Consider the following 16,417-nt stretch of genomic DNA (forward strand, 5'->3'; position numbering starts at 1 on the left):
TGAAAAAGCTTCGGGACTTTCTGACGGAAGAGCCATGTCCTCAATCGCACATTCCTTGAAGAAAGAAGAATCCCCCTGATAAAATCCAGGGGGAGTGTCACATCTTTGCCTATTCTGACGAACTGAGAACTATTATTAGCCGGCCTCAACGGTATGAGACGAAAAATGATGGGTCCGATCGACTGCCTGCAGTAGTTGCGCCAGGATCTGTTCGACCTGTTCCAGTCTGGCCCAATCTTCCGCCTCAAAGGTGTCAAGCATCAGGGCAGAAGGCATGCTTGAGAGTAACAATCCCCCGCCTCGCAGAAATTCCGTCGTGATCTCTCGCCAACGCGTTCGGGTCTGCTGCACGTGGCTCAAGGTATTGCGCTCAAGCACGCTTTCTCGTGCCTGAGAGGTCGCGCTGGCAAGATGTCGTGAGAGTGTTTCGCGTTGGGCGCTTAACTCCCTTACCTGTTGCTCTAACGCCTGTATATGTTGCTGTACCTGCGCTGGGAGAACGGGCTCCTCGCGTTCCTTTTGCTTGTGGCACTCGACTTCCTGGCTCAGTTGCAGGCGTTCCTGTTCCAGGAGCATGATCCGTTGGCGAAGCTGGAGCAATGCCGTGTCGTCTGGCATCTGCTCTGATGACGCAGTGAGGTGATGTTCTTCGACTGTTCCCTGACGGGCCTGCTCTTTGGCTGCTCGCACAGCCGGGCGTGTGAGCGGGATCTGCTGTTCTTCAATCTGTCTGAGCACATCCTCAGGTGCATCAAGCAGCTCATACAGAGCGCTGATGGGGATCGCACCGAATCGATGGATGCGTTCCCCAAAGCGCTCTGCCACGCGCATAAAGTTCTGGCAGCTTTGTCGACTGAGCCCCAGTTCGCTTTTCGCCCAGGCCATAAAGTGCCCATGGGGAAGGCAATCTTTGACGGCACGAAGATTGAGTCCAATGTGTACGACATCTTCGGCTGTTCGTTTCAGATACCCTTGTGTCTCAACTGTCTTCTGATACACAAAGTGACGTGTCTCTTCATCGAGAAGGGAGTAGTCGAACGCAAGCTGCTGATCTGCTTCTTGCGCATCCTGTTGTCGGGGCGTTTGCATAGTCATGACTCACTCCTTTCCTGAAACCGAGGACGATACCTCTGCCTCTTCTGTATGGTGGGCGATACGAGGAAGGAGTGCTTGTGGGAGAGCAACGCCTTCAGGCAGCGGGGGAAGTGGAGGCAGTGGCTGGCGCATCTGAAACGGGTTCTCTCGCAGACGGGTGGCTTGCATATCAAAAAGCTGTTCAATCATCTCTTTGGCCTGCTCGGGTTGCTTCACGATATGGTGAATGGCTTTGGCGATTTCCGCGGTCATAGCACTCAGTGCCATGAGGTTGCTCATCTCAGTGGCGCACCAGGCGTCGGCAAAGGCGTGCTCGTTTTGCTCATAGGTCCAGGCATGATGTTTGGCTTCCATTATCTTGCGTATGACAACCAGGGCAGTGACCTGTTCAAACCACTTGATTTGCGCAGGTGTGCTGAGCCAGCGATAGCGCTGTGTGTATTTGGTGATGAGCCAGGTGCGGTAGAGCCTGGCAAGCTGCTCTGTGTTCTGCGTCAGGGAGAGCAGATTCATGGGGTGTGGAAGCGAAGCAAGAAACTTATTCCAGGTTCGCTCGTTACAGAGGTCTTTCCCGTGCAAGAGAAACGATCTTCCACGTGGATCGACCAGTTCAAGGTCTGCCGGAAGCTGATGCAGTGCCAGGCACTGGGTAAAGTTTGCGCCGCGTATTGCCGAGAGGGCCTGGCGTTCGGCATACTGTTCGAGAATGCGCTCCTCGCTCTGTTCCTGTGTCCCTACTTGCGTGTGAAGAGAAGATGAAAAAAGATGCATCTGTGTGGCGTCCTTTCTATGATAATCTCGCTAATAATGGTGTTCGCCTTCCTTGTCGTGAAGAGCCTGCCGCTAATGAGGGTGCCCATCACCGGGTAGTGATGATGGCGTCATCTCCGCTTTCGGCCGGCGGATGCGGACGCGTTTCTCGCCCGGAGGTGATGCTGTGATCGTTTGTGCCACCGGGAGGAGTGTGACGTCAGGCGAGGGCGATGATGGTGGTGCCACATCCGTTTCCTGGGCACGTGTGACTGGCCCTGCCTGTGCTGCTGATGTTTGTGTCGGTTCATGGGTGTGCTCTTTCTTGCGTCCATGGGTCCCATGGCGGGCGTTGAGTGTTTCAAGCAGGGCGTCGACCTCATCGACCGGTCGGCCGTGGCGGAGGGCGGAGTGCTCGCGTAGACGCTCGGCTTGCTCTCCACTCCCGGACGGGGGGAGGTCAAGGGCAAGGGAAAAGAACGGGAGCCGCTGTCCGTTGAGCGACCAGCGCGCGTAGCAGGTGTAGTCGGGAAGGTTGGTCACGTCTTCAGGACTCAAGAGATGCCCCAGTTCGTGCCGCAGCAAGTAGGCATCTTCTCCGGCGAGTGTAAAGACAAAGAGATGGTCGGCATTGGCAAACACAGTTGGACGCAAGGCCCGGTCGACGACATCGAGTTGGGCCAGGGATTGAGTGGCCAGAACCAGAAAGGTACCCGCTTTGCGCAATTCGCTCAGGATGGTGCCATAATTGACCGGGTAATTCTTAAATTCGTCGACCAGGAGCAAAAAGGTGTTGCGTTCCGCTGGTGGGAGAGAGAGCTGCCGCGAGAGCGCCGCTGAGAAGAGTCCCAGGATGGAGGCCCCAATGAGCGAGGAGACATCCTGACCGACATGCCCGCTTGCCGTATTGACGAGTAGGATCTGGTTCTCTTCCACCACACGACGAAAATCAATGGTGGAGGTGGGTTGCCCAAGCAGCCGCCGTGAGATCGGTGCGCTGGCGTAGGCCGAGATTTTCGTGAGCACGGGCGTGGTAATCTCATCCTGCATCCTGGCATCAAGACGTTCATAATACTGGTGCCACCAGTCAAGCACGTGGACATCCTCCACCAAATCGAGGACGCGTGCGCGAAAACTCTGCTTGTTGAGCAAGACCGTGAGATCAAGCAGGGTGTATTGTTGCGCCGGACCCTGGTGGGGGTCCGTATGTACGAGCGTCCGGTTCGCCTCTAACACCGTCTTCAGCGAAAATCGCATGACATTTTCCACACGCGGTCCCCAGGCGGTGCTCCAGATGCCTTTGAAAGTCGTCAAAAGATGACTGACAATGAGGTCTGCTTCTTCCAGGGACGCGACCTGCGTGGCATCAAGGGGGTTGATCCCAGGAGGAAATCCCTGTTGATGCAAATCAAGAAGGACGACCCCCTCTTCTCGTTCGGATGGCAGTAATCCCAGAAGATCTTCAATCAAATCACCATGCGGCTCGATGACACAGAGTCCGGCGTGTGGTTGGGGGCAGGTGGAGAGGTGGGCCAGTGCCAGGTGATGAAAAAGGGTACTCTTGCCTTTGCCGGTGCGCCCAATCACGAATTTGTGCGTGAGGAGTTCCGAAGGAGGAAAGCGTACCGGTACCCTTCTGCCAGCATGGGTAGATGTGCCAAGCTGCCACCCGTTCCCAGTTGTGAGCACATGGGGAGCGAGGAGCGAGCGTTCTTGCCGTTGTTCCACATTAGTCCCTTCACTCAAGTGGTCGCCAGGTGGTAGATGCCAGAGGGTCGCTACTTCTTCTCCGGTAAGAAAGAGCGAACCCCGTTGTAGACCTCGCCACCAGGTACCTTTCTGGGTCAGGCGCTGGGCGTGATGTGTCGAGAGCTTGTGGGAGGTGAAGTAGGCTGTCGAGGTGTGGCAGTGCCTGTAGGCGGCAACGAGGGTGGCATGGATCTGTTGATGGCGTCGTTGTTGTGCTCGTTTCCACTGAAACGCTTGCCAGGAGGACGCGAGCCGCGCTCTGATGGTGTGGTTGCGCACGAGCGGTTGTGTTGAATGGGCATCCGTCTGAGGAGCCTCTTCGATGAGGTAGACACGTAAACGCGCCCGGTAGGCACTCTTGCCAATTTTCTCGGCTACCCGTTTCATGTCATAGTATCTTGTCCTCCCAAACAGACGCTCTCCCAGCCAATGTATCCCTCTGATCGTTCCCGCAAGCAGTGTAATTCCCACCACGAGCCCTATCCCAAGGATGGCTTGCTGGGAAAGGGAGAGATGGGGGAGGGTGCCATGCAGGAGACTGAGCACATCCTCTTGAAGCCACGAGGGGAAAAGATGATGCTCCTGACCATAATTCCAGATGAGCAGGAGCCCTACCGCGATGCCCAGGAGCACAATCTGTTCCCAGCCTGGTGCGCCTCGGCGCAGGCGTGATTGCGTCTCTCGACGTTGCTCTCGCTCTTCTTCAAGCGGATGCTCGACGGAGAAGCGTTGATACTTGCGTGCCCAGGTCGGCGGCAGCGGAGTGAGTGCCAGTTGGGTGACTGCGCGTATCCCGGCGGGAAGATGCTCAAGCGTGGTGAGCACCCCGAGCAACGGATCGATCCCTTGTTCATGTGGCTTTCCAGGAGACCAGGAACGCAGTGTCTCATAGGCTGCGCCCCCGGCTCGCAGTTCCATCGCGCTGACAAACGCAAATGTCTCCACCTCGAAGGGATCTTCTTCTGGGGGGACGTGGCACACGATAGCCTGGGGATAGCGCACCTGGATCTGCCGTGTCGCGGCACGTAAGGCGTCTTCAGATGGTGCACGTAGCAGAAACTGCGCGCTGCGTGCCTGCTGTGTGTCTGCAGGTGTGCTTGCGATTTCCAGAGCGAGCGCGCTTCCTTGCAGCACCAGGGATTGTATGGTGCCTTCCAGGGCGCTGCGTTCAACCAGCGTTATCCCGCGAGCAGGGATGATGCGGGCGAGAGAGGGTTTGCTTGTTGCTTGCGAAAACGGCCAGATGGATGTCATTTCTTGCCTGCTTTCTCATGGACCTGCTGGCGTTGAACTGCCAGTTCTTGCGGGTCAGTGGTGATCAGGGCATGCTCTTCAGGTGAGGCATTCATTTCAACCAGCATGCGCTTGGAGCCAACGGAGAGCAAGGCCCGGTTTTGCGGCATGGAGAGCAGCAACTGCTCTTCTTCCTGTGTCAAGCCAAAAGCCTCACGAGCGGCCTGAGCGCCAACACTATCCAGGCGTTTTAAGACTTTGATGAGCGCGTTCTGCGCGATGATGTTGCCGTACGGGTTGAGAATGAATTGCTCCGGATTCTGGGTGATGGTGACCAGGCTCAGGTAATGCTTGCGCGCCTCACGTGCCAGGCGTTCCAGAAAGCGCCCCCCTTCCTCGTGTGCGATGAGGGACCAGGCCTCATCGATGTAGCACCGCCTGGGGCGTGGATGAAAAAGGGCCTGCGACCAGATGAGTTCCGCGATCAAAAACATCCCGATGGGACGCAGTTCTCGACTGCCACGGAGTTCGCTCACATCAAAGCTGATGAGCGACGTTTCAAGCGTCACACTGGTCTGGCGATTGAAGAGGCCGGACAGGCTGCCATGGACGTAGCGCTCCAGCCGGTCGGCGAGGCCATAGTCATCCTGGCCAACGACCCCGCTTTTGAGGACATCGTAGAGATCGCGCAGGAAGGGGGCCTGTCGATCATGGGTGCGTGGGTCTGCCGTGATGCCCACCCGCCGGTAGCACTCATAGAAGGCCCGATCCAGGAAGGCCTTCTCACGCGCAGAGAGCGTGGTGGGATGAGGGATGTATTCCGCGAGCAGCAGATCCAGGAAGGCGTGCAACTGCGTCATCTTTTCCGCGAGCCGATCTCCACGCCGCTGGGTGGTGACATACCAGTCCATGTCGACGCCCTGGGGTAGCACATCAAAGGGATTGATGGCGTGCTCGGAGCCTGGAGAGAGGCGAAGGACGGTTCCCCCAAACACGTCGACCAGGCGCTCATATTCGCGCGATGGATCAAGAATGAGCACCTGGGTGTCGGGATGGCGGAAACGTTGATGCAACAGCCACAACTTGACGGCATAGGATTTTCCACTGCCAGTCACCCCACCCCAGAATTCGTGTGGGCTTTCCAGCGCCCAGGGATTGAGCAGGACGGGTTCACCACTGGTGGTCACGCCCACAAAGGTGCCGTCCTGCATGGCGAACGACTCACTCATGAAGGGAAAGGTGCAGGCGGCGATAGTGCTGGTTGTCGTGAAGGTGCGCCCCAGCGTATCCGTACAGGTCGGTTGGCACGCGCGGAAAGCTTCAGCATGTTCCAGGGTGGTTGGATGGGCGACAAAGAGATGCTGATGCAGGATCTGGCGCAGGCGCTCGGTGCGCGCGTTAAGCGTGGTGAGATCTGGCGCACGGACGAGCAGGTAGAACCCCATCTCCAGCATGCTCTCTTCCCCGGATGCCAGCGGCCCAATGAGTGCCGTCACATCGGCTTCAGCAACCTGGAGGGTAGGGTCCTGCTGCCTACCTCGATGCAGGTTCATGCGCTGGGTGGAGGCGTACTGCTCTTTGCGGAAGAGGAGCCGTTTGACGAACTCGGCAGTGTTTTGGGGCGAGAAATGGAAAGAGAGATCAAAGATCTCATCACAGGCGAGCAGCGGCGAGAGGCACCCCTCCACAATTTCGCGCGGGAACCCGACGACGGCGAGCCCACGCACATATTCCGCGCCAACCTGCAGATAGCGTGGGGTGACGCGCACGCTTTCCGGGGCCAGCAGGTCTTTGAGGGCCATAAGGTCAGCAGGGGCCAACAACCGGTCGCGGGCCGAGGGCAAGAGCAGGGCCTCCTCCATCTCGACGGCGTACGGATCGAACGCTGCCTCTTCCTCCTGGGACGAGGGCGAGAGCACGTCAAGGGCTGGACGCGCGAAGGGTTTGTCGGAGAGCGCGAAGATGCGCTCAGGCAGCGGAAAGCGCAGCACCTGCTCTCCCTGGAGCGCGCCATGCGCCAGATCGGCCAGTTCTTTGCCTGCCAGGCGGTGGCTGAGTAACCCCATCGCGGCCAGTTGATGCTGTATCGCCTGAACGCGTGTCGCGAGGATCTGTTGGGCCTCGTCCAGACGCGCCTGTCGCGTACGCTTCCGGGCTCGACGGCTGAGCAGGCGCCAGAGGGAGCTGTTCCAGGTGTTCTGTGTGTTTTCTTGATCGGCGGTGAGCAGGAGGTAAAAGCGGCGATCGATGAGGGTACGCTCAGCTCCAAGCAGACGCATAGCGCGTTCATGCGAGAGGGCGATTGCGGAGGCTTCTCCTTGCCAGAGGCCCTCGTGGGCATGAAGCTCTTCCACATAGGAGGAGAGATCCATACGCTTCGAACGAATGAGGATCTGGATGGGAAAACGCAGTGAACGCAGCAGTGCGCGAAAGGCCAGCATCATCGTCGAGCGCTCCTCTTGAGATTTCAGCGTGTAGTTGGTGGCTCGAATCTCAAGGGCTGCCAGATAGTCACGTTCCTGCGGTCCCTCTGAGAGGGGAGCACGATTGACCTGTACATCCTGAACAATGTGATCGAGCAAGACAAATTGCTGCTGCACGCTCCCATGTTTCCGTCGATGCTGGCGACGAGCACGAGGTGAACGTTGCGGGCGTGCTGACCGAATCTTTTCCGTCTGGGAACGCTCCTGCTGTGCTGCGAGGAGTGATGGGTCGTTGGTAGGCTGATCATCATGCACGATCATAACTATCCCTCCTGTTCGTGGTCATGCTGGCCCTCTCGCATATGGGCGCTGTTGTGCGTGTGAAGACGACGCTCCTCGGCTGCGTCCCATTTGGCGCTGCGCCATACAGCAGTTCCCGGGGAGAGATGCGCGCGTATCCACACCAGGACCCAGAGTTCCAGGGGGCGATCGGCAATCTGGAGAAAGGCACCAGCCAGTGTCACCAGCACCAGTGGGAGTACGGCCAGAAACGCGAGTCCTCGGCTCCAGAGAAACCCTCCTCCCCAGGCGATGGCCCAGGTCAGCACTTGCAGCCAGGTGGCATAGGCCAGGCTTGCGCCCGTGATGAGGAGCAACAACTGGCGTGCGGTGAGCCCAAAGAGCAGCTTATCAGGTTCGTTCATGTGCGTGGGCACGGTGTAGGTCTGGCGTCTGGTAGATACCTCTGTCGTGTGGGTCGATGTCATTGCAAAAAAGCTCCTTTCATATATACCCCCTCAAGGGGCGGCGTTATTGATGATGGACGAGATGGCCGTGGCGAGCAACACGAGGGCCAGCCCTCCCAGGGCGCGGTAGAGCGCGGCCTTCGCGTGATCCTGGGATCGTTCATGAGGAAACATGAGACCGATCGCTCCCCACGCAAAGAAGAAGAGGGCGACGGCATAGGCCACGGGCTTGATGCCGTTGTCGTAGAGATTTTTGAAAAACTGGGTGATGGTGGTGGCATCCCCTCCTCCTCCCCCAGCGGCTGCTATGGCGAGTGGAAAGAGGGGATGGGGAATGGGAGGGTCAGCGAGCCAGACCACAAGGTGAAGCGCAGGCAGGCCTTCCAGGACCCGCACCACGGTGGCAGCGAGCACCGGGTGCCAGTAAATCATGGTAATCATCGTGTTCTCCTTTTCATGCTGAATTTAGGAAAGGGTGAGGGGGTGGAGGTAGCCCACCACCTCAAAGGCATTCCAGTACCCATTCTGAGTATTGACAGATCCATCCGGGTTGAGAGGAAGCGTTTGAACCGGGAATTCGCCATTGGCCTGGGCAAAGGTGATGGCGGTATGGTGAGGGGCAACGCCAAGGACAATACTGACATGTCCGTAGGCCCCTCCATTCCAGGCCATAATATCGCCAGGTTGTGGGAGGTTCCCACGCGCAGGCAGGCGTTGCCAACCCGGCTCACTGGCAAAGTGCTCCCAGTACTGATTGGCATTCTGGCCCTGGACGGGGAGTGGCTGAACATAGGCATAGGCGGCGATGACGAACACCACGCACTGAAAGGTGTCTGGCTGCCAGGAAGCACATCCGGGGCAGTGCGCGTTGGCCCACGCGATGATCTCAGGCGGGAAACCCGCGTCGTAGTAGTGGTCAGCGCCACTGCCCTGGCAATCGGTAGGAAGGCGAGCAGGGGTACAATGAAGGTGGGCCGCCATCTTGAGCGCCCATTGCATCACTTCGCCACGTTTCCCCGAGCCTGAAGTGTCAATGGTTGGGAGACCGGGATATGCTGTCTGAGGGACTCCCTGAGCCTGTGCGTCCATCGCCACGGTCATGCTTGTGCCAAACATCCCAAACACAACAAGGACCATGCCGCCAAGAAGAAGGAACTTGAGCATCCTTTCTCACCTTTCTTCCTTTCGCTTAGAGGGCCGCGATGGCTCGAATGGCCATCGACTCGACCTGGGTGGTGACCTGCGATTGGGCGGTGTCTGCTTGCTGTTGCGCCTGCAAGATCGGGCGCAGGGCATAGTTCTGGATCATGGAGGGCAAGCGCGGGACCAGGTAGAACATGGCCCCACTCAGAAGAAGCGCCACAATCTGCTGGATGATCGTGTCGAGCCCCGCGACTGGGCCTGTGCTGATCTGGATGCTGGTGCTGTAGCTCACCAGGAGCCCTCCCAGGCTGAGCGCGGTGATCTGGATAAATTGGATCATGACGGTGGAGACAAAGGCAGAGAGCCAGATCTGGCCCCAGCGCTGGGTTTGTGGCAGCGCCAGACAAAGCAGTCCCAGGGGGGAGAGGGCGGTGAGCAATGCGACGACTGCCAGTCGGACGAGCATCTGCCAGGCGAGCCAGAGCATGTGCCAGAAGAGAAAAACCACAAACCAGACGCGCAGCAAGAACCCGATGGCGACCTGGTCGGGTGTTTGTCCCACGAAATTGATCATCAGGGAGAGGGTGTCTTTGAGAAAGGAATGAAGAAATAGCTCGTCGACCCCCAGGCAAAGGGCATTGTTGAAATCGATGATGAGTCGACACACATACAGGCTGATGTGGGCGGCAAGGAAGGCCACGCAGAGCCGTGGGAGCGCTTCATGCAAGGAGGGCATGGGCACGCCGATGCTGCGTCCAATGAGTACGTTGTAGGCCAGGAAGCCAACCAGGACGACCACGGCGGTATCCAGGAAGCCCAGTTCCCAGCTCACCATCTGCTGGATCTGGCTGTTGTCATAGGTGGCGAGCGCCGGGGTCTGGGACAGGAAATTGAAGGGATTCTGCATGAAGAGCTCGATGATGGGACGTACGATGTTCCAGATCTGCTCGGTCAGATTGGCCAGAAACTCATTGCTGTAGCAGGCCACATCCCCGATGCCACAGGCAAAGGCTTGCTGTGAAGAGGATGGGCTGAGAGGCATACTTCTATATTCGCTTCCACCTGCCTGTGTGACGGAGGTGGCAGAAAGCGAGGTCCCCTGAACGGCGGGAGATGTGCCATAGGGAGCAGGTACATGAGCAGTGAGCAGCATCCCCGCTATCACAAGCAGAACAATACCTCCCCAGCGTGTGAGTATGACATACGGTCTTCTTGTCATGAGTGAGAGTAAGGCGCGAGTAAACAGGCGAGACATCGAGTAGCTCCTTCTTCGTTGTTGATCTCTCTGTGTCAGGGGTAAGTGTACTCAACGAGGGTATGAAATGGGAAGAGGAAAACCACCCAATGTCGGGCGAAGTTCTTCCCAGTTTCGGGCGAAGTCAGAGCCACATGGGTGCGAGGTGTGTCTGTATATTCACTCGAGGCGCACGTTGAGGCCGATACATCGGGAGCAACTCCTTGCCAGCAGCGAAAGAGGTCTCTTCTGCTACCGGAAGTGCAGAGAGACCTTCAACTGCAGCCCTGAAGGATGGAGACTATCGACCTGATTGCTCATCAGTGCCAACCATAGCGAAATGGCTGATTTGTTTTTGTGTGAGGTGATATGTACTCACTTCACTGTCATTATTTTCATGTTTCTTTTTTGTGAAAGAGAATATATGAGATGATTAACAGATCCCCACGGTTGAAACCGGGGGATTTCCCGGAGCCGTCACCAACCCCGGTTCCTGCTTCACCGGAGCGTGCCTTCCCTGGTTGCCATTCAGGTTTGGTCTTATCGCTCCTCCACAGGCAGTGGCCGCGTGTTCCTCGGCCAACCATCGCAGCCCTTCGGCCAGGATGGATTTCGCAGCGTTTTGGTCGCGATCGTGATGTGTGCCACACATCGAGCACGTCCACTCGCGAACATCTAAGTCTAAGGAGTCAATCACATGCCTGCAACACGAGCACGTTTTGCTGGACGGGTAGAACCGATCAATTTTGATCAGCGTTCTTCCATACCAAGCAGCCTTATATTCAAGCTGCCGCACGAACTCACCCCAACCCACGTCGGCAATCGCTTTGGCAAGGGTTGGGTGCTGCATCATGTTCTTAACTGCCAGGCTCTCAACCACGATCGTTTGGTTTTCACGGATCAAGTGCGTCGAAAGCTGGTGCTGGTGGTGTCTGCGCTTGTCAGCGATGCGGGCATGGATCTTGGCCACGCGGCGTCGTTGCTTCTCGCGGTTCTTCGACCCCTTCTGTGTGCGGGAAAGCCGCCTCTGCGCTCTCGCCAGTTTCTTTTCATCGCGTGCTGCATACTTGGGGTTCGGGAAGGTCTGGCCGTCCGAGGTGGCTGCCATTGTTTTGAGGCCGAGATCGATGCCGATCAGCTTCTCTTTCTTTGGCAACGGAGTTATGTCTTCCTCGACCAAGAGCGAGACAAAATAGCGGCCCGTTTGATCTCTGGAGACTGTCACGCTGGAGGGGTTCGCACCATCTGGAAGTGGACGCGACCAGCGGATAGCAAGCGGTTCCTCCATCTTGGCAAGCGTGAGCATGCCGCCTTTGTAGGAAAACGCAGAGCGGGTATAGGTGGCCGATTGCGGTCCTTGCCGTTTCTTGAAGGTGGGGAAATCGGCGCGTCCCTCGAAGAAGTTGGTGTAGGCTCGCATGAGGTGCCGCAAGCTCTGTTGCAGTGGCACACAGGACACCTCGGAGAGAAATGCGGTCTGCTCCTGGTGTCGGAGCACGGTCATCTGTGCGTCCAGAGACGTATAGGGCAAGCCATGCCCGGTCTGCTGATACGTCTGTTGGCGTAAAGCAAGTGCCCAGTTGTAGACAAATCGGCAGCAACCAAACGTGCGGGCGAGCTGTTGTTTTTGCTCGTCCGTAGGAGAGAAGCGATAACGATAGGCGCGTTTGACGGTGCTCATACATTGCTCTTCTTTCGCAGGAGGAGGAAACCGGCAATATCTCCGCCCACCCAGCCCAAAAGGAACGCCGCCTTCCTCCCCATGTTTGAAAACAGGGGCATCCGGCGGCGGAGTTTGGTGAATTCATCACGCGCGTGCGCGCGTGTATGCGTATGGCTCTCTCGGGTCTGCGTTTGTTGCGCAGAAACGTCGACCTTTTCTTGTGCTAAAGGTCTATGATCTTCAACGATTGTAGGCTTGTTTCTAGAAGGTCGAGTATTTTCGCAAGAGTCGACGTTTTGAGCAAAGGTCTCGTATTCTCGCCAATGTTAGACTTTTTATCGGAAGGAAGATCGACCTTCTCCAGAAGGGTCGACGTTTCGAGCAGAGGTCTATGATCTTCCACAATCGTAGACCTGTTCTCAGAAGATCGACCTTTTTGTTGTAGTGTTGTTTATTCCTGCACCAGCACATCACTGGAGAAGCGTAGGGAAAAGTATGGGCAGTCGTGAATTTTCTCCTGGGTGAGGCTGTACACGCCGTCTCATTCTTCTATACCGAGCATTGGGAGTACGAGACGCCGTTGACCTCAGCAAACCTATTCCGCATCGACTTGCCAGATGATCACTGAATGATCGGCGAGGCAGAGCCCAGGACGACCGTCAGGCGACCAGGAAAGATCGAAGATATCGTGTGTCCATTGTTTTTGCCAAAGGATAGGTCGGGCAACTTGAAACCGTTGCTGGTCTTTTGAGGGCGTGAGTTCGCGAGATCCCAGATGTAGATCTGGTTACTACTAAGGTAGAAGTCTGCCACATAGCGGCCATTGGAGGACCAGGCACGCTTGCTAACCTTGAGTAACCCTCGTTGATTATAAAGATGAGAGGGAAGGCAATTCAGTCGCCAACTGAGTTGCCTTTCTTCTTACTGCTGTTATCTGCGTTGGTAACCACAAGAGAGTACGTCCTACGCGTGAGCAATGCGGCGAATCTCCTCGAACTCGTCCTGACTCAGTCTGATCTTGGCAGCTTCGACGTTCTCTTCAAGGTGCTTGATCGAAGTGGTGCCGGGAATGGGCAAGATCGTTGGTGAGCGTTTCAGCAGCCATGCCAGGGCAATCTGGCCGAATTGTGCGTTGTAGCGCCTGGCAATCTGATCCAGGACACTCCCTGGATGTGCCAAGTCGCCGACCGATCGAGGATGCCAGGGGATAAAGCCGATGTTCTCGCGTGCGCACAGATCGATCAAAGCTGCGGTCTGCCGAGCGTCTATCCCCACGGCCTGCGGTTGCGCCAGATTGTAGTGGTTTTGCACCGTCACAATGGGCACAATCTTCTGCGCCACCATAAGCTGATCAATGGTCACATTGGAGAGGCCGACATGGCGGATCTTACCCTCCGCTTTCATCTTGGCGATCTCACCTACTGAATCTTCAAACGGTACGTTGGGATCAGGATAATGCAATTGATACACGTCGATCTGATCAACGCGCAGACGTCGCAAGCTGCCTTCCAGATCCTGGCGCAGGCGCTGTGGGCGTCCGTCCGGTCGAAACTGGTTGGGACCAGTACGTAGTAAACCTCCCTTGGTGGCAATAACCAGGCCCTTTGGATAGGGGTAGAGAGCTTCGGCAATCAAGGACTCACTGATCTCGGGTCCATACGCTTCGGCGGTATCAATCAGGGTGATCCCTAGGTCCAGTGCGCGCTTCAAGACAGCGATTGCGGCATCCTTCTCCTTTGGCGGGCCCCAGATACCGTCGCCAGTGAGGCGCATTGCCCCAAAGCTGAGGCGAGAGACCGGCAAATCACCACCAATCGCAAATGTACCGCTTGCTGCCGCGCTCCGCTCGTTTCTGTTCTCCATCATATCCTTTTTTCCTTTCTGAAGGCACAATCACACCACAAAACGTGCAGAAAGATCGACAAAAGCAAACCAGATATGCATCTGTCACACAACAGACGACGCATCTGACTGGCTGCGTATCTCCTCCACGTATTCATAGATCGAAGCCTACACCTTAGAGCGCGCTCTCAGTCAAGGCCCCCTTCTCCGTTGCTTCAGCCAGTGCAATGATTCTCTTTAAGCTTTGGTGTTTTTATCTGGTTTCTCTTGTGCGGGCTAATGGTATGAGCGATGATGCAGAGTGGAACGACATCGTGGGTATGATCAAGGTGCAAAGAGTGAACCTCGGTGTGGAACTTCTGGCAGGATGGGCTCGGGCGCTGGATGTAGCGGAAACGTGGCGGCAGGCCCTGAAAGTTGCAGGACGCGACGAGACTTCGAGAGCGTGGCATGGTCTTCAAAACAACCGGATATTTGCAGCAGGGCATAGGTATTGGCTTTTAATCAAAAAACCTTTGTAGTAGAAGAGCTTCACCTAAAGTGCGCAGCCTGTTGAAAAAGTCATTCATGGATGAGCATAGCGGTTAACAACACTGTCTTTTACGCTCAAGATTTGTGCTCAAAAGACCAAATGATGAGATTATTCGGACTTTTTCAACAGGCTGGTGCGATTAGTTGCAATTAGGCCTGGTGCTCACGTGTATCTACTTTGCGCTGGATGCTAGCGAGGAAGCCCAGATTTCTTCTTTGGTGGTCTGGTTGCCTGGATGGTTGGAGGGTATTGCGGAGTGGAGGCAGGCGTGAGGAAGCTTACCAAACGTTTGACTCGGCAGCAAGAACTTCCAACCAATGCATGATTGAAGAGGTCGGGAAAGGCCGGCCATCTCCGGTTGGCTTTTCTTGTTGTTTAGTAAACGATGTGACAGGATTCGAACTCCATCCCTATCGGCATAGGCAGCGCCTTAATGCCAGATGGCAGGCTAGAATAAGACTATAGCAGTATGCAGTAGCATTGAGCCGTGGAGGGACGACGCTGCTGAAGCACGCGTCGGACGGAGCACGAAATCAACCTTTCTGTACATTGCTCTAAAGGGCGGACATCCTTTTCTCACCTGCACGGGCGGCGGGCCTGTCGCATGATGATGGCAGGCCCCTCCTGCATGAGCGGCGGCCCTTTCCGTGCCATTATATGAAGACGCGTGCTTTAGCAGCGTCGCTCTACCGGACCAGGCGCTTGCTCGCCGCGTATGCGGGCCAGTTCGTCGTGGACGCTGATGTCTTCGCCGGCGAACTTGAAGAGCAGGCGCATGGCGGTCTCATCGCTGAGCCAGCCCTGGGTCTTGGCGGCGGTGAGGGCTTGCGTGAGGGCGTTAGCGGCCCCGGCCAGTTGCTTGTTGTCGTCGAGGTCGATCTCGGGGAAGATCAGGTCATAGCTGAGATTGACGTTCTCGCCGAGGCGACCGGCGCTCTGGGCCTCGGCGAGCACGCGGTCAAGGACGCAGCGCAGGGTTACATCCCAGATGAAGGCCCCTTTATATTTATTGATGCGCACGCGGTCGGTCAGCCAGTCTTTGTAGCGACGCAGCCAGGGGAGCATCGTCGCCAGGTCGGAGTTGCCACGCTTGGCGTTGGAGACCTTATTGATGGCAAACTGCTGCATCTGGCGGTCGGCCTCGAACCACTCGCCCTCGGTCTCGCGCTTGCCCGGGCGGAAGGTCAGCTTTAAGCTGCCAGTTGTCGAGGAGGGCGTGCTGGCGCTCTCGCCCACCGGGCGGCGATGGAAGCGTAGCGGTGTCTCGATATCCTCGGGATCGGTCTCGATCTGGTCGATAAGCGAGGGGGCGGTCAGGCGCACCTTGACGCTGCCATCGAAGCGATTGACGAAGTAGCGCACAAAGATCTCGCCATACAGGGCCAGCTCATTGCAGATGGTGTAGACGCGCTCATCCATGGCGTTGGCTTGCCAGAACTCATCCAGCACCTTCTTGACGCGCTTATTGCTGGCATCCAGCTTGACGCCGCGCCCCAGGACAAAGCTGGTCGTCATCTCGATGATGGCGAAGGCCAGAGGGTTGGCGTGATAGGCCTCATAGACCTGGTTATGCATCTCCAGGTAGGCCGAGGGCACGAGATCCTTCAGGTAGAAGTTGTCCGAGAGGCGCCGCCAGTAGTAGTCCTCCTCCGTGCCGCTGACGTAGCCCCAGCGCCGCTCCTCCTCCACGCCCGTCCCCGAGGAGAAAAAGCCGGGATTCACCTGCTCACTCACACGCGCACCCAGCGTGGCGCCGCTCACCGCCTGGCGTATGCGTCCAAACCACGATAACTGCTGCTGCTTCTGTTCCACACTTCACCCATCCCTTCCCAAACGCGCAAGTCCATAGAACAGTTTACGAGGATATATCGAAGTGTATTTAATTGAGGGATTAACATGAGGATATAGTTATAGCGTAAATATATAAAAAATGCAAATAGGTAGTATTCTATTCTACGAAAAGGTTTAGCGCTATTCTGTGTGTCCTGGTCGAAGGTCAGCATCCGA

Annotated in this window: 13 protein-coding genes; 1 reads left to right on the forward strand and 12 read right to left on the reverse strand. The window is 56.7% G+C overall.

Annotated features, from left to right (window positions below; translation table 11 throughout):
- Positions 1 to 135: 135 nt before the first annotated feature.
- The 11 genes from KTE_RS35480 to KTE_RS35535 all read right to left on the reverse strand — a co-directional run bounded on the left by KTE_RS35480 (position 136) and on the right by KTE_RS35535 (position 13,902).
- Complete coding sequence (locus KTE_RS35480) at positions 136 to 1,095, reverse strand: DUF3102 domain-containing protein (protein WP_201390132.1); 960 nt, start codon at positions 1,093 to 1,095, stop codon at positions 136 to 138.
- Positions 1,096 to 1,098: 3 nt separating this feature from the next.
- Positions 1,099 to 1,866, reverse strand: coding sequence for a hypothetical protein (locus KTE_RS35485; RefSeq protein WP_201390133.1), 768 nt, complete (start codon positions 1,864 to 1,866; stop codon positions 1,099 to 1,101).
- A 72-nt stretch (positions 1,867 to 1,938) separates the two neighbouring features.
- A complete protein-coding gene (locus KTE_RS35490) occupies positions 1,939 to 4,848 on the reverse strand; it encodes a type IV secretory system conjugative DNA transfer family protein (protein ID WP_201390134.1) in 2,910 nt (969 codons plus the stop codon).
- Positions 4,845 to 7,571, reverse strand: a complete 2,727-nt coding sequence (locus tag KTE_RS35495) for a VirB4 family type IV secretion system protein (RefSeq protein WP_201390144.1) — start codon at positions 7,569 to 7,571, stop codon at positions 4,845 to 4,847. The genes KTE_RS35490 and KTE_RS35495 overlap by 4 nt, the downstream gene beginning before the upstream one ends.
- A 2-nt stretch (positions 7,572 to 7,573) precedes the next feature.
- Complete coding sequence (locus KTE_RS35500) at positions 7,574 to 8,017, reverse strand: PrgI family protein (RefSeq protein ID WP_201390146.1); 444 nt, start codon at positions 8,015 to 8,017, stop codon at positions 7,574 to 7,576.
- Between the two features lie 30 nt (positions 8,018 to 8,047).
- Positions 8,048 to 8,437, reverse strand: a complete 390-nt coding sequence (locus KTE_RS35505; RefSeq protein WP_201390148.1) for a hypothetical protein — start codon at positions 8,435 to 8,437, stop codon at positions 8,048 to 8,050.
- 24 nt (positions 8,438 to 8,461) lie between these two features.
- Entirely contained in the window at positions 8,462 to 9,160 is a 699-nt protein-coding gene (locus tag KTE_RS35510; RefSeq protein ID WP_201390150.1) for a CHAP domain-containing protein, read from the reverse strand.
- Between the two features lie 25 nt (positions 9,161 to 9,185).
- Positions 9,186 to 10,394, reverse strand: a complete 1,209-nt coding sequence (locus tag KTE_RS35515; RefSeq protein WP_236600827.1) for a type IV secretion system protein — start codon at positions 10,392 to 10,394, stop codon at positions 9,186 to 9,188.
- 412 nt (positions 10,395 to 10,806) lie between these two features.
- The gene (locus tag KTE_RS35525; RefSeq protein ID WP_201390152.1) at positions 10,807 to 12,054 is read right to left on the reverse strand and encodes an RNA-guided endonuclease TnpB family protein; all 1,248 of its coding nucleotides are present in this window, start codon (positions 12,052 to 12,054) and stop codon (positions 10,807 to 10,809) included.
- Between the two features lie 603 nt (positions 12,055 to 12,657).
- Positions 12,658 to 12,849 carry a hypothetical protein gene (locus KTE_RS35530; RefSeq protein WP_201390154.1) on the reverse strand — a complete coding sequence of 64 codons (192 nt, stop codon included), beginning with the start codon at positions 12,847 to 12,849 and terminating at the stop codon, positions 12,658 to 12,660.
- 150 nt (positions 12,850 to 12,999) lie between these two features.
- Positions 13,000 to 13,902 carry an aldo/keto reductase gene (locus KTE_RS35535; protein WP_236600828.1) on the reverse strand — a complete coding sequence of 301 codons (903 nt, stop codon included), beginning with the start codon at positions 13,900 to 13,902 and terminating at the stop codon, positions 13,000 to 13,002.
- Positions 13,903 to 14,162: 260 nt separating this feature from the next.
- Between KTE_RS35535 and KTE_RS35540 the strand changes: the two genes are divergently transcribed.
- Positions 14,163 to 14,399: a hypothetical protein gene (locus KTE_RS35540; protein WP_201390156.1), complete on the forward strand. Its 237-nt coding sequence runs from the start codon at positions 14,163 to 14,165 to the stop codon at positions 14,397 to 14,399.
- Between the two features lie 683 nt (positions 14,400 to 15,082).
- Here the strand turns inward: KTE_RS35540 and KTE_RS35545 are convergent.
- The gene (locus KTE_RS35545) at positions 15,083 to 16,222 is read right to left on the reverse strand and encodes a phage portal protein (RefSeq protein WP_201390158.1); all 1,140 of its coding nucleotides are present in this window, start codon (positions 16,220 to 16,222) and stop codon (positions 15,083 to 15,085) included.
- Positions 16,223 to 16,417 lie beyond the last annotated feature (195 nt).

The organism is Ktedonobacter sp. SOSP1-85 (assembly GCF_016587415.1).
Taxonomy (GTDB): domain Bacteria; phylum Chloroflexota; class Ktedonobacteria; order Ktedonobacterales; family Ktedonobacteraceae; genus Ktedonobacter.